Source organism: Brevundimonas mediterranea (assembly GCF_011064825.1).
Classification (GTDB): domain Bacteria; phylum Pseudomonadota; class Alphaproteobacteria; order Caulobacterales; family Caulobacteraceae; genus Brevundimonas; species Brevundimonas mediterranea_A.
This window is the reverse complement of record NZ_CP048751.1, coordinates 1,750,661-1,763,998: the sequence shown is the minus strand read 5'-3', so window position 1 is coordinate 1,763,998 and position 13,338 is coordinate 1,750,661. Positions and strand designations below refer to the sequence as shown.

The window sequence follows — 13,338 nt, the reverse complement described above, 5'->3', positions numbered from 1 at the left end:
CTAGGAGTTCCTGGCAGTGCAAAACCCGCGCATTCTCCACCGCGTCTATTTTGACGACATGCCGCCCTATGCGGATCCGTTCGGCCGTTATCTCGACACATGGTCCAGAGAAATGCCGAACTATCGCGTCATGCATTGGAACGGCACCAACGTTGATCTCGACGAAAACGAATGGGTTCGGCGCGCCGCCGCAGCAAACTCTCCGGTTTTTCTGAGCGAGTATTATCGCTGGAAGGCGTTGCAGCGCTTCGGCGGCATGTATCTGGACGCAGACTGCGAAATCCTCGACGGCGCACGACTGCATCAGTTAATCGAGGACGTCTTCGCTTCGGACGAATATGACGCCGCCGTCGGCGTCGAGGACTATTACAACGGGCACCCGACCGCCCAGACCGTTATCGCCAAGCCGAACAGCGAGCTGGTGAACTTCATGGTCAACATGTACGAGACTACCCTTTCCGGCCCTATGTGGCACTGGAGAGAGATGCGCGGTCTTATCGGCCCCCAACTCATGTCGCTTTATTTCTTGGAAAAGGGCGTCATAAAAACCAAGGGCATGATGACACAGTTGGATTCGCCCACAGTCGCGGGGCGGGTCAAGGTCTATCCACAGGAGTATTTCTCTCCCAAGTTCACTCTCGACGGCGACACCTTACGCCATACCGAGAACACCTGCGTCTATCACCTCTTCGCCAACCTAAATGTTGAGATGAGCGGTGAAGAACGTGAACGGCATCGCAAGGATCCGATGCTGTATCACGAGTACGTCGATATGCTTAAGGCGCGGTCGGGTATGGGAACGCCGTCCGCTCCGGAAGTGATCGGCAAAATATCGCCTGGTGAACCTATCGAGATCACACAGAAAGTACCGTCTTCAGCAGTCAAAAACTCGCGCCCAAACCTAAAAATCCTTCACAGAATCTATTTCGGCTTTGACGGGAAGCCCGATCGATTCCAAGGCTACCTTCAGACTTGGGCCGACCAGCTTCCCGATTTTGAAATTAAGCTTTGGAACGCCAGCAACCTGCCGATCGACATCAACGACTATGTCAAAGAGCTTTACACAGCGAAAGACCATGCCTTCCTGACCGATTATTTCCGCTGGTGGGTCCTGAAGGAACACGGCGGCATGTATCTCGACGCCGACGTCGAGGTAACTGATGGACATCAAATTCGAGACTTGATCGAGGAACTCGAAGTCGCAGACAAGTTCGATGCCTTCATCGGCATAGATGAAAAGGAGGGCGGTTGGTACACGGCGCACTCCATGGCTACTAAACCCAACGCCAAGATCGCCGAATACATGTGCTCGGTTTACGAAGGCATGGGCCCTATAAAGGCTTGGCGAAAAAAGGCGTTCTACCTTTGGGCGCCGCAATTGACAGCGCTCTACTTCTTCGAAAAAGGACATCACGTCGGAGGGATGGGGACGTCACCCCACCTGGACGACCCGGTCATTCATGCCGGCGTGAAGATTTATCCCCAGGATTACTTCTCCCCCTTGGCGCCCAAGGCTAACGGAGACAAACTCTTCTCGCTGAACGCCTACACAGAGCGCACCAGCCTGTGCCACCATTTCGCTTGCTCCTGGCATGACGCCGATTCCGCCTACACGGCGCATGCGGGGCGCGTCAGTGATGACGGGAATGTTCTGCTGTCCGAGATCGCCAAGGAACTCGGTGTGACCAAGCGCCCCAAGATGGCCTCGCCGGAGTAGCATCCAAGTGTCGTCATCCAAGGTTCTCTGATGAAACTGATCGACAATATCCGCCGCAAATTTCGAAAGCCGGCTGCGACGGAGTGGTCGCCGCAGGACTGGTCCGTCTTCGCTGCGAAACAGTCCGCATACAGAACGGCTCGTTCGGCGGCTGCGACTCTGCCGCCGGTTCGGTGGCGATCCTCGACCCTGTCGCTCACCAGCAAGACCGTCACACAAGACGACCTGTCGTCGGCCTGGGCGCGCTACTGGTTGCGCGAACTGGGAGAACCCTTTCGCTTCCACCGGCAGGCTTGGGAATTCGCCTATGTTCTCCAGTCTCTTCGCGACAACAAGGGGATCGGACAAGGCGTAAGGGCTCTGGTGCTCGGCGAGCAACGCAACCCCCTGCTCAGCTATCTTGCGGCGCGCGGTGTGAAAAGCACCGTGTTACTGAAGACGACGGATCCGGCAGCTATCAACGCCGAGGGCCTGCGCAATATGGCGCACAGGCATGAGCTGATCTCAGGCGCTCAATTCGACGAGGCCGTCTCTGCCGCATCGGGCGTGATCGGCGGGCTTCCCACCGAATTGGGGGTGTTCGACGTCGTCTGGTCGATCGACCATTTGAACCAACTTGGCGACGCATCGGCGGCGCGCCAGGAGGTTTTGGCCGCCATAGACCGTCTCCGCCCCGGAGGAACCGGGGTCTTCATCTTCGATCTCGACCTAACCAGCAAGGGCGCCGGCGCCGGCGCAAAACGTATGCGGCGAGGCGACGTCAAGTTCATCGCCAAGCAGCTGATCGCAGCGGGTCACTATGTGGCGCCCCTGAACTTCAAGGCTGGAGATGGCCCTCTCGACTGCTTCATCGACACCCCGCCTTATGCTGGCAATATGTCGACGGATCTGCAGGAAGTCTGGGGATCGGAATCTCTCCATCTGAAGCTGATGCTCGGCGGAGCCGTCTGCACCTCGTTCGGGCTGACCGTTACCACGCGCCCTGCGTTTGATTAGGCCCGAGGGCCTTCCTCGATTGCACCTCAAAAGGATTCATCCGTGTCACTGACCCAAGTTTTCCGCGGCAAACGCGTGCTCGTAACTGGCCATACGGGCTTCAAGGGATCCTGGCTGGTGTTCATGCTGCGCCAGATGGGAGCCGAGGTTGCCGGTCTGTCCATTTCGGAGCCGGAAAACGACCTGCACGCCTATTACGCGCTGAAGGTCAGTTCGCATCTCGTCAATCCCGCGTCCGCCATCGGAGATGTCCGGTCCATCGAAACCTATCGCGAGGTCATCGATGAGACGCGTCCGGACTTTCTCTTCCATCTGGCTGCCCAGGCCATCGTCTCGGTCTCCTATCGCGACCCTCTGGACACGGTGACGACCAATGTCATCGGTGTGGCGAACGCCTGTGAGTTGGTGCGTACCTCGGATTCAGCAGTCACTTCCGTGATTGTGACCAGCGACAAATGCTATAAGAATAAAGAACGCCTCGAGCCCTACGGCGAGGATGAGGAAATGGGGGGCGACGATCCTTACTCGGCCTCAAAGGGCGCCGCAGAGCTGATCTATCACTCATACCAGACATCCTATTTCAACTCGGCCGACGCAGCGATCGCTTCGGGGCGGGCAGGCAATGTGTTCGGCGGAGGAGACTGGTCGCCGAATCGCCTGGTCCCCGACTGCATGCGCGATCTACTGAACGGCGGTTCGGTGACGATTCGAATGCCGGAAGCTGTGCGCCCCTGGACCTATGTACTCGATATTCTGGTCGGCTATATGCAGTTGGCGGCCGCTCTCGACACCGATGCTGGCCGGTATCGGGGCTCCTGGAACTTCGCATCGGGCGAGACCCGCACGGTTCAGGAAATCTGCGACTCCATGGTCGCGGCCCTTGGCCGGGGCTCGGTCATCGTCGACGCCAAGGCCACATTCGGTAAGGAAGCAGGCCTGTTGTTAATCGACCCCGCCAAGGCCAACGAACGACTCGGCTGGCGCACCAGCCAGTCGCTAAACCAATCCCTCAAGGACACGGCGGAATGGTATGATCGCCAGGCTAAGGGAGAAGACATGTTCGCCTACTCCGCCGGATACGTCGCCAATTTGCTCAAGGACATCTGAGATGCGGATCGTCATCAGCGGAGGCACGGGCTATGTCGGCGCACGCCTGACGTCGGCGTTGATGGCGGCCGGACATGAGGTGGCGGTAATTTCCCGCAGCTCCGGCGTCACAGAGGCCGGCCCGGCTCGGATCCTCTATGAAGGGGAATCGCAGGGACTGGCCCGCGATCTGCTGGCTTGGCGGCCGGATTACGCCGTGCACCTGGCGGCAGATGTTCGGAAAGGACATTCGCCGGCGGACGTCGATGCCCTGGTCGCCTCCAATGTGACGTTTCCGATGCATTTCGTGAACGCTTGCATCGAGGCGAAAGTCAAACGCTTCGTCAATATCTCAACCTTCTCGACCTTCTCCCGTCCAGACGAGTATTCCCCCCAAACCTTTTATGCGGCGACGAAACGCGCGACTGAAGATCTCCTAACCTTCTTTCACCAAGCCGAACTTCTGGAGGTATGTTCCCTCTGCTTCTATGACGTGTACGGCCCCGGCCAAGCCCATCAAAGATTCCTTCCGGCCTTGATACGAAGCATCCAGTCGGGCGAAGCAATGACCATGAGCAAGGGGGAGCAAGAAATATGCTTCCTCCATGTCGATGACGCGGTCGAGGCCGTCCGTACCGCCTTGTTCTCTGATTCCGCCTGGTCGGACAGCGACTCGAACATATTCACTGTCTATGGCGACGAGGTGCTGATCTTGCGCGATGTTCCGGGGATCGTCGCCCAGGCGGCTGGTCTCGCCTTACCCGAAGTCATGCCAACGCTGCCCTATCGTCCGAGGGAAATCATGCGGTTCGCGCCGCCTTATGACCGCTTGCCGGGTTGGAAGCCGAACATTCATTTCCGGACGGGCGTCGCAGCCATTCTTCAGGGTCAGAGCACCTTGGCGTAAAGCTCGCTCAGCCGTTGCTGATATGCTTCCGGTGTGAAGCGTGCGGCCTGCAGAAGCCCCTTGGCGACTAGTTCTGTGCGAAGCGCTTCATCGGCATCGAGCGCCTGGATGCCGCGCGTGATGCTGGGCACATCATAGGGGTCCACAATCAATGCGGCATCCCCCGCGACTTCGGGCAGAGCCCCGCCGGTGGATGTCAGCGCAGCCGTCGACAAGCGCATGGCTTCCAGCACCGGAAGGCCGAATCCCTCGTACAGGGAGGGGAACAAAACCGCCTTCGCCCCCCTGATCAGGCTGACCAGCATAGGAAAACTCATGAACTCATACTGGCGGATACGATCAGCGTTCGGACCGCCGTCACGTTTGACTTGATTGAGAAGCGCCGTTTCGCCTTCATCGAGCCAGGCCCGTCCCCCGATGATGATCAGGGGCGTTTTCACGCCGGAACTCAAATAGGCTTCAATAATCCGCCCCAAATTTTTCTTGGGTTCAATAGCGCCAAAATAAAGAAAATATTCTTTCCATCCTAGATCGAATATTCCTTCCAGCTCCATAACAACGTCGCGTTCGAGGCGTTCAATCAAAGATTTCGGCAGAGAGACGGACTGGTAGGTGTTGGTGACCCGGTCTTCTGGCACATTCAATATTCTCATGACATCCTGACGCGTAGTCTCGGAAACAACTGCAATATGATCCGCTCTCTTTATGGCGTTCTCACACAAGGCCATGAAGACGCTTTTGTCGTCTAAGGTTGTATGAGGCAATCTCAGGGGTATGAGATCATGGAAGGTATAAATATTTGCCGTCTTCTTCGAGTAGACAGGCAAGGGAGCCGTCCAGTGCATCACGTCAGGCGGCGGGACTTCGGACGAACCCTCAAACACGACGGGCGTCGTCGCGCCATAGACTTGCAAACTACGACTGGCGTGGGCAAATAATTCCGGAGCAGCCCAGAAGCGATCCGCCGCCGGGCGCCCTCCGCCGCGTGACGGCCAGATCACTTCACCCGAGGGCTGTATCGAATGCGCAACCCGGCCAAACCTGGAGGTTAGCGCGCCCTTGAAGCGGCTGATCTTTTCCTTGCGGCTCAACTTCCTGGGCGGTCGCTCCGCGTCGACAAGCGCAGCCTCGTTCAGAACATTGCTGCGATTTCGCGGGGCTGCAGGCCCATAGAGAACCTCGGTGCCGTAACCGAGTTCACGTGCATTGATCAGCAAATTTCTCCCGTAGGTGGCGATCCCAGTCCCTCTGGACAGTGAGAGATTGTAGCCGTCGATACAGATGCGCTTCATTCGTCTTCCTTAGACTATTTACCGCAACCTGCCAGAACCGCCGGGCGCGCCACCTTGCTAAATAACGAGTGCTACAGGTTCAACAGCGCCGGATCCCCGCCCTGCGCGGCGATGTTAACGCTGATCGCCTTTTCGGCCGCGTAGCGGATCAGGCTGTTAGGTCCGCCGGCCTTCGGCCCCGTGCCCGACAGGCCCTCCCCTCCGAACGGCTGCACGCCGACGACGGCGCCCGTGATCGAGCGGTTGACGTAGACATTGCCGGCCGGAACCAGGTCGATCACTTCGGTGGCGAAGGCTTCGATCCGGCTGTGGACGCCAAGCGTCAGGCCGTAGCCGCGGGCGGCGAGCTTGCCGGCGACGGTTTTTAGATCGGCCGAGTTGTAGCGATAGATATGCAGGATCGGCCCGAACACCTCGCGTTCCAGGAAGTCGGGCGTGGGGATTTCGGCGATGGTGGGGGCGAACAGATCGCCTTTTTCGGCGCGCAGCGGCAGGCCGGCGCGGGCGATGATCTTCGCCTCCTTCGACAGGCGCTCGACGTGAGTTTCCAAGGCGCGGCGGGATTCCGGGTCGATGACGGGGCCGATGTCGGTCTTTGGATCGGCGGGATCGCCGACGGTCTGGACCGCCAGCGCGCCCTTCAGGCCCTCGATCAGGGCGTCAGCCGAATCCTTGGGCACATAGAGGACGCGCAGGGCCGAGCAGCGCTGGCCGGCCGAGCCGAAGGCGGACTGGATCACATCGTCGATCACCTGTTCCTTCAGCGCCGTGGTGTCGATGAACATGCCGTTCAGGCCGCCGGTCTCGGCGATGAAGGGGATGATGGCGGCGGGGCGGGCGGCTATCGAGCGGTTGATGGCCGCGGCCGTGTCGGTGCCGCCGGTGAAGGCCACGCCGTCGATTCCGGGGTGGGTGACCAGGGCTACGCCGACCGTCTCGCCGCGTCCGGGAACCAGGGCAAGCAGGTCCGGGTTCAGACCGGCCTTTTGATACAGGCGCACGGCCTCGGCGGCGATCAGGGGGGTCTGTTCGGCCGGCTTGGCCAAAACCGCATTGCCGGCGGCCAGGGCGGCGGCGATCTGGCCGGTGAAGATGGCCAGGGGGAAGTTCCACGGGCTGATGCAGGCGAAGACGCCGCGTCCGTGCAGGAACAGCTGGTTGGTTTCGCCTGTCGGACCCTTCAGGGTTTCGGGGGCGGTGAAATCACGTTCGGCCAGCACAGCGTAGTAGCGGCAGAAGTCGGCGGCCTCACGCACCTCGGCGACGCCGTCGTTCAGGGTCTTGCCCGCCTCGCGGCTGAGCAGGGCGACCAGACGGTCCAGATCGGCCTCCAGCGCATCGGCCATGGCGCGCAGGACGACGGCGCGTTTGGCGCCGCCTTGACGGTCCCATTGAACCTGGGCGTTGGCTGCGGCTTCGACGGCGGCGTCGATGTCGGTCGTCTCGGCTTCCGAGACATGGCCCAGCACCTGCGACCGGTCGAACGGATTGGCTACTGCCTGAGCGTCGATTCCGGCGCGCAGCTTGCCGCCGATGATCGGGCCGGACGTCAGCTTCTCACGGTCGACCCCCTCCAGCGCGCGGGCGTGGGCGTCTCGGTCGGCGGCTTGCGAATAATCGCGGCCGAGGGAGTTCTGACGATCGCCGTACATGTCTTTGGGAACCGGAATCTTGGGGTGACGGTCGGGCGCCTGCTCGACCAAGGAGATGGGATCGGCCGCGACGGCCGAGGCGGGCACGCGCTCGTCCAGCAAGGCGTGGACGAAGGAGGAGTTGGCCCCGTTTTCCAACAGGCGCCGAACAAGATAGGGCAGAAGTTCCTCGTGCCCTCCCACGGGGGCGTAGGCGCGCACGATGACGGTCTCGTCCGACCAGGCCTCTTGCGCCGCGTCGTACAGGGCTTCGCCCATGCCGTGCAGGCGTTGGTGTTCGACCGTGACGCCTCGGTCGCGGGCCATGCGGCGCACGGCGGCCAGGGTGTGGGCGTTGTGACTGGCGAACTGGCTGTAGATCGCCGGCGAGGCCTCGATCATGGCCCTGGCGCAGACGAGATAGTTCAGGTCGGTCGCCGCCTTGGTGGTGAAGACCGGATAGTCGGTGCGACCGAACACCTGGGCGCGCTTGATTTCGGTGTCCCAATAGGCACCCTTGACCAGCCGCACCATAAGCCGACGACCCGAACGACGGGCCAGGTCGGCGACCCGTTCGATCGTTTCCAGCCCACGCTTCTGATAGGCCTGAACCGCCAGACCCAGGCCGGTCCAGCCGCCCAGGCTGGGCTCGTGCGCCAGCCGGTCCAGCAGTTTCAGCGACAGGGCCAGACGGTCCGCCTCTTCGGCGTCCATCGTATAGTTGATGTCGTACTTTGCCGCGATCTGGGCCAGGCGCAGGATACGGGGATACAGGGTCGCCCACACGTCGTCCTCGTGCGTCGCCTCATAGCGGGGTGACAGGGCCGACAGTTTCACCGACACGCCGTGACCGTGCTCGGGGCCTTGGCCTTTCGACGTCTTGCCGACGGCCTCGATGGCGTCGGCGTAGATCTTCTCGTAGCGGTCAGCGTCGGCGACGGTGCGGGCGCCCTCGCCCAGCATGTCGAAGCTGCACAGCCAGCCTTCCTTGTTCGACCGCTTCAGCGCGCCCTGGATGGTGCGGCCGACGACGAACTGTTCGCCCATGATCTTGACGGCTGTGGCCACCGCCTGGCGGATGACCGGCTCGCCCAGTCGCCCGGCGATCCGCTTCAGGAAGCCGGGCAGGTCGCTGCGCGCCTCGTCGTCCACATCGACCAGCTTGCCGGTCAGCATCAGGCCCCAGGTCGAGGCGTTGACGAACAGGCTGTCGGACTGGCCCAGATGGCTGGCCCAATCGGCCGAGCCGATCTTCTCGGCGATCAGACGGTCGCGGGTTTCCTCGTCCGGCACGCGCAGCAGGGCTTCGGCGAGGCACATCAAGGCCAGACCCTCGCGGGTGCCAAGGCTGAACTGCTGCAGGAAGCTTTCCACCACCCCCTGTTTCTTCTGACTGCGGCGGGCGTGTTCGACCAGGGCGGTGGCTTCCGCGACCACGGCGGCGCGCTCAGCGGCGTCCAGTGGCATGCGGGCCAGGTTGGCGGCGACGGCTTCACGCTCATCGCGGAACTTATGCGCGTCCAGACCGTCCCAGGCGGCCAGGCTCGAAGGCGTGAAGGCGGGGGTGGTCATCGGCGACAAATCCTGTGGATTTCCGCCGTATAGGCCGGAGTTCATTGAAGGTGCTTCGTATGATACGAGATCAGGCCGAAGATCGTTCGGTTTGGGGTCCTGATTTCCGATGATCGATATAGACGCCGTCGACCGTCGCATTCTGCGCGTGCTGCAAACCGACGGCCGGCTGTCCAACGCCGAGCTGGCGCGGCAGTGCAACCTGTCGCCCGCCGCCTGTTTCGAACGGGTCCGGCGCCTGCGCGAAAAGAAGATCATCACCGGCTACGCCGCCATGATCGACCCCGCCAAGGTCGGCCGCGACCTGCTGATCTTCGTCGAGGTCCTACTGGACCGCACCACCGGCGACGTCTTCGAAGCCTTCGCCGCCGCCGTCCGCAGCCAGCCCGAGGTGCTGGAATGCCATATGGTCGCCGGCGGCTTCGACTATCTGATCAAGGCCCGGGTCGGCGACATGGACGCCTATCGCGCCTTCCTCGGCGACGTCCTGGTGCGGATGCCGGGGGTGCGCGAGACCCGGACCTATGCGGTGCTGGAGGAGGTGAAGTCGACGACGGTGCTGCCGTTGTAACCTGGTGATTACGCGTCACCCCCGTGACTCAGCCCTAGCCTATCGCAACTTCGGGTCGGCAAAGAAGGTGACGACGCGACGCGGCGCCCCTAATAGGGGGGGCTCCCTGACAGTTCACGGCGTTGATCATGGCGACAATCTACCCGGTTATCATGTGCGGCGGTTCAGGAACGCGCCTGTGGCCTGCGTCGCGACCGTCACGCCCCAAGCAGTTCATTCCACTCGCTGGAAATCGTTCGCTGTTTCAGGAGACGGTCGCTCGCGTGATCGACCTGACAGACGGCTCCGGCGAGTTGGTCGTGGTCGGCGGCGTCTCGCACAGAAAGACGATCCTGGAGCAATTGGAGCAGATCGGGGCCAGCGCCGTCATCCTGCTCGAACCTGAAGGGCGTGACTCGGCCGCCGCCATGGCCGCCGCCGCGCTCTGGACCCGTCGCCGTGCGCCCGACGCCGTCAATCTGTTCGTGGCGTCGGACCACCACATTCCTGACGACGAAGCGTTTCGCCGGTCGGTGAAAGAGGCTGTTTCTGCGGCAGTGGACGGGCGTATCGTCACCCTGGGCGTGGTTCCGACAGAGCCCTCGTCGGCCTATGGCTATATCGCCCCCTCCGGCCCAGCTCTGTCGGAAGTCTCCGCCTTCGTCGAGAAGCCGGATCAAGCGACCGCTCGACGGTATATTTCCGAAGGCTATCTTTGGAACAGCGGCAATTTCATCGTCCGCGCCGACGTGCTCGTTCGCGAGATCCTGGATCGGGCCGCCGCCGTTGGAGAAGCGGTCCGTACCGCACTGGATCAGGCCGAGATCGACGGCCCCTATGTCCTGCTTGGGTCCGGCTTCACCTCAGCTCCCAAGATTTCCATCGACTATGCCGTCATGGAGAAGACAAGCCGCGCCTCGGTTCTGCCGGTTCGTTTCGAATGGTCGGATCTCGGCGCCTGGGATTCGGTTCATGCGTCGGGCGAAGGCAGCGTGGGGTTGCACATCCTGGAAGATTCGGAAGGCTGCCTGGTTCGAGCCTGCGACGGGGTGATGGTCGCGGCCATCGGCCTCAAGGACATCGGCATCATCGTTGAACGCGACGCAGTGTTGGTGACCGACCTCCGCAAGAGCCAGGACGTGAAAAAGGTGGTGGAGCGGTTGCGCAAACTGTCGCCCCAGCATCTCGACTTCCCCCGCGCCAATGCTCCGGAAACCCTCGACGCTGGCGCTGCACGGCTGACGACCTGGCTCCGACAGGCTGCCCTTCCTGTCTGGTCCAGCCTGGGTCAGGATTCGACGGGCGGCTTCGAAGAGGTGGTCGCACTGGACGGACGCCACGTCGCCACATCACGGCGGGCCCGGGTCCAGGCGCGCCAGCTGCAGGTCTATGCCGAAGCGGGGCGCCAAGGCTGGCGAGGTCCCTGGAAGGCGGTGGTCGCCACCGGCCTGGATCGTCTGCGGGCCGCCTATCTTCGACCTGACGGCCAGATGCGGACCCTGCTGGCGGCGGACGGTTCTCCCCTCGACGAAACCGCGACGGTCTATGATCAGGCCTTCCTGATCTTCGCCCTGGCCTGTGTCGCCGATGCGACCCACGCTCCGCAGCTCGAAGTCGAAGCCGCAGCGGTGCGCGACCTTCTGCTGGAACGCGCGGACAGCCAGGGGGGACTGACGGAACACGGCGGCCATCCCTATCAGTCCAACGCCCACATGCATCTTCTAGAAGCGGCGCTGGCCTGGGAAGAGACCGGCGGAGACCAGGCCTGGGCCGCGCTCGCCGACCGCATCGTCACCCTGGCGCGCGCCCGCTTCATCGACCCGGACACCGGTTGCTTGCGTGAATTCTTCCAGCAGGATTGGACCCCCGCTTCGGGCGACGATGGGCGGCTGGTGGAACCGGGACACCAGTTCGAATGGGCCTGGCTGATGGCGCGGTACGGCCGAAAACGCGCAGACCCGGCCGTCCTCGCCGACGCCTGGCGGCTCTATGAAGCGGGCCTCAAGGGCGTCGACCTCAAACGCGGCATCGCCATCGACGCCATGAACATCGACGGCGGCGTAAGAAGCCCGCGCGCGCGCCTCTGGCCCCAGACAGAATGGTTGAAGGCCTCCCTCATCCTGGCCTCGCTCAGCGACGACGGCCGGCGCGCTCTTTGCCTCGAACAGGCCGCCAGAGCCCAGAGGGCGCTATGGCGCTATCTGACGCCGCAGGGCCTCTGGCATGACAAGATGCTGGAAGGGGGCAAATTCATCGACGAGCCCGCACCGGCCAGCTCCTTTTACCACATCATGGCCGCCTATGTTCAGACGAGAGAGACCCTGGGCACGCTGGAGCCCGACAGGATCCCGGCCCTTCGCCTCTCATAGGGGTCTCCCCTACTCAAACACCCACGACCGTCTCGCCTTCGTCATCCGAACCGTCTAGAAGTTCCGCCCTTACTCAACGGCTCAGGGTCCGCCCGCCTCCATGCGCATCGTTCTGGCCACCGACGCCTGGGAACCTCAGGTCAACGGCGTCGTCCGCACCCTGACCCGCACCGTCGCGGAATGCCGCGGCATGGGTCACGAGGTCGAGGTCATCGAACCCAGCCTGTTCAAGACCATCCCCTGCCCGACCTATCCGGAAATCCGGCTGGCTCTGGGCGCGGAGGAAGAAATCCGCGAGATGCTGCGGGCGTTCGAACCCGAGGCCGTGCATATCGCCACCGAGGGTCCGATCGGCATCGCCACGCGCCGCATCTGCGTGGAATGGAAGCTGCCGTTCACGACCAGCTACCACACCAAATTCCCCGAATATGTCTCCGCCCGGTTCCCGATCCCGGTCCAGGTCGGCTACGCCTATATGAAATGGTTCCACAAGCCGTCGGGCCGGCTGATGGTGGCGACCCCGACCCTGCGCGACGAACTGGTCGAGCATGGGTTCAAGAACGTCTCCCCCTGGTCGCGTGGCGTGGACACCGAGATGTTCCACCCCCATCTGGAGCGCATCTACGACCAGATGGGGGGGAAAGACTGGCCCCGGCCCTTCTTCCTGAACGTCGGCCGGGTTGCGGTGGAAAAGAACATCGAGGCCTTCCTCGAGCTGGACCTGCCGGGCACCAAGATCATCGTCGGGGACGGCCCGGCCCGCGCGGAGCTTCAGGAAAAATATCCCGAGGCCAAATTCCTGGGCGCACGGTTCGGCGACGAACTGGCTCGCTGTTTCCGCGACGCCGACGTCTTCGTCTTCCCCAGCTGGACCGACACCTTCGGCCTGGTGATCCTGGAGGCCATGGCCGCCGGAACCCCCGTCGCCGCCTATCCGGCCCATGGCCCCATCGACATCATCCCCGGCTCGAACGCCGGCGCGATCGACGAGGACCTGAAGACCGCCTGCCTGAAATGCCTCGAACTCGACCGCAAGGTCGTCCGCGCCTATGCGGAGAAGTTCAGCTGGCGCGCCTCGGCGGATCAGTTCGTCGAGAACCTGCAGCCCTACCCCGAACCGGAACGCGGCCGTTTCTGGCGCCGCCTGCGCCGCATCGCCCGCATCCGCAAGCGCGCGGCCGCCTGACGATGTCGTTCGGGTCGGCTCCAAACCGCCGA

Annotated in this window: 9 protein-coding genes; 7 read left to right on the top strand and 2 right to left on the bottom strand. The window is 62.4% G+C overall.

All coding sequences use genetic code 11. The annotated features are described in order from the left end of the window. Positions 1-16: 16 nt before the first annotated feature. From GYM46_RS08585 to GYM46_RS08570, 4 genes are read left to right on the top strand one after another with little or no spacing between them, the layout of a single operon-like run. Complete coding sequence (locus GYM46_RS08585) at positions 17-1,717, top strand: glycosyltransferase (protein ID WP_154725872.1); 1,701 nt, start codon at positions 17-19, stop codon at positions 1,715-1,717. 30 nt (positions 1,718-1,747) lie between these two features. Continuing rightward, positions 1,748-2,713: a hypothetical protein gene (locus GYM46_RS08580; RefSeq protein ID WP_154725871.1), complete on the top strand. Its 966-nt coding sequence runs from the start codon at positions 1,748-1,750 to the stop codon at positions 2,711-2,713. Positions 2,714-2,755: 42 nt separating this feature from the next. Then, positions 2,756-3,820: a CDP-glucose 4,6-dehydratase gene (gene rfbG / locus GYM46_RS08575; protein WP_164952641.1), complete on the top strand. Its 1,065-nt coding sequence runs from the start codon at positions 2,756-2,758 to the stop codon at positions 3,818-3,820. Between the two features lies 1 nt (position 3,821). Next, a complete protein-coding gene (locus GYM46_RS08570; RefSeq protein WP_164952640.1) occupies positions 3,822-4,706 on the top strand; it encodes an NAD-dependent epimerase/dehydratase family protein in 885 nt (294 codons plus the stop codon). Here GYM46_RS08570 and GYM46_RS08565 read toward each other — a convergent pair. Beyond that, complete coding sequence (locus tag GYM46_RS08565) at positions 4,688-5,998, bottom strand: glycosyltransferase family 4 protein (protein ID WP_154725868.1); 1,311 nt, start codon at positions 5,996-5,998, stop codon at positions 4,688-4,690. The two genes, GYM46_RS08570 and GYM46_RS08565, sit on opposite strands and share 19 nt — an antisense overlap. 71 nt (positions 5,999-6,069) lie before the next feature. Beyond that, positions 6,070-9,201, bottom strand: a complete 3,132-nt coding sequence (putA, locus tag GYM46_RS08560; protein ID WP_154725867.1) for a bifunctional proline dehydrogenase/L-glutamate gamma-semialdehyde dehydrogenase PutA — start codon at positions 9,199-9,201, stop codon at positions 6,070-6,072. A 109-nt stretch (positions 9,202-9,310) separates the two neighbouring features. Between putA and GYM46_RS08555 the strand changes: the two genes are divergently transcribed. The 3 genes from GYM46_RS08555 (at position 9,311) to GYM46_RS08545 (ending at position 13,306) form a co-directional block, all read left to right on the top strand. Beyond that, entirely contained in the window at positions 9,311-9,772 is a 462-nt protein-coding gene (locus GYM46_RS08555; RefSeq protein WP_035305865.1) for an Lrp/AsnC ligand binding domain-containing protein, read from the top strand. A 128-nt stretch (positions 9,773-9,900) separates the two neighbouring features. Then, positions 9,901-12,120, top strand: a complete 2,220-nt coding sequence (locus GYM46_RS08550) for an AGE family epimerase/isomerase (protein WP_244304217.1) — start codon at positions 9,901-9,903, stop codon at positions 12,118-12,120. 100 nt (positions 12,121-12,220) lie between these two features. Continuing rightward, a complete protein-coding gene (locus tag GYM46_RS08545; protein WP_008258828.1) occupies positions 12,221-13,306 on the top strand; it encodes a glycosyltransferase family 4 protein in 1,086 nt (361 codons plus the stop codon). The last annotated feature ends 32 nt before the right edge of the window (positions 13,307-13,338 follow it).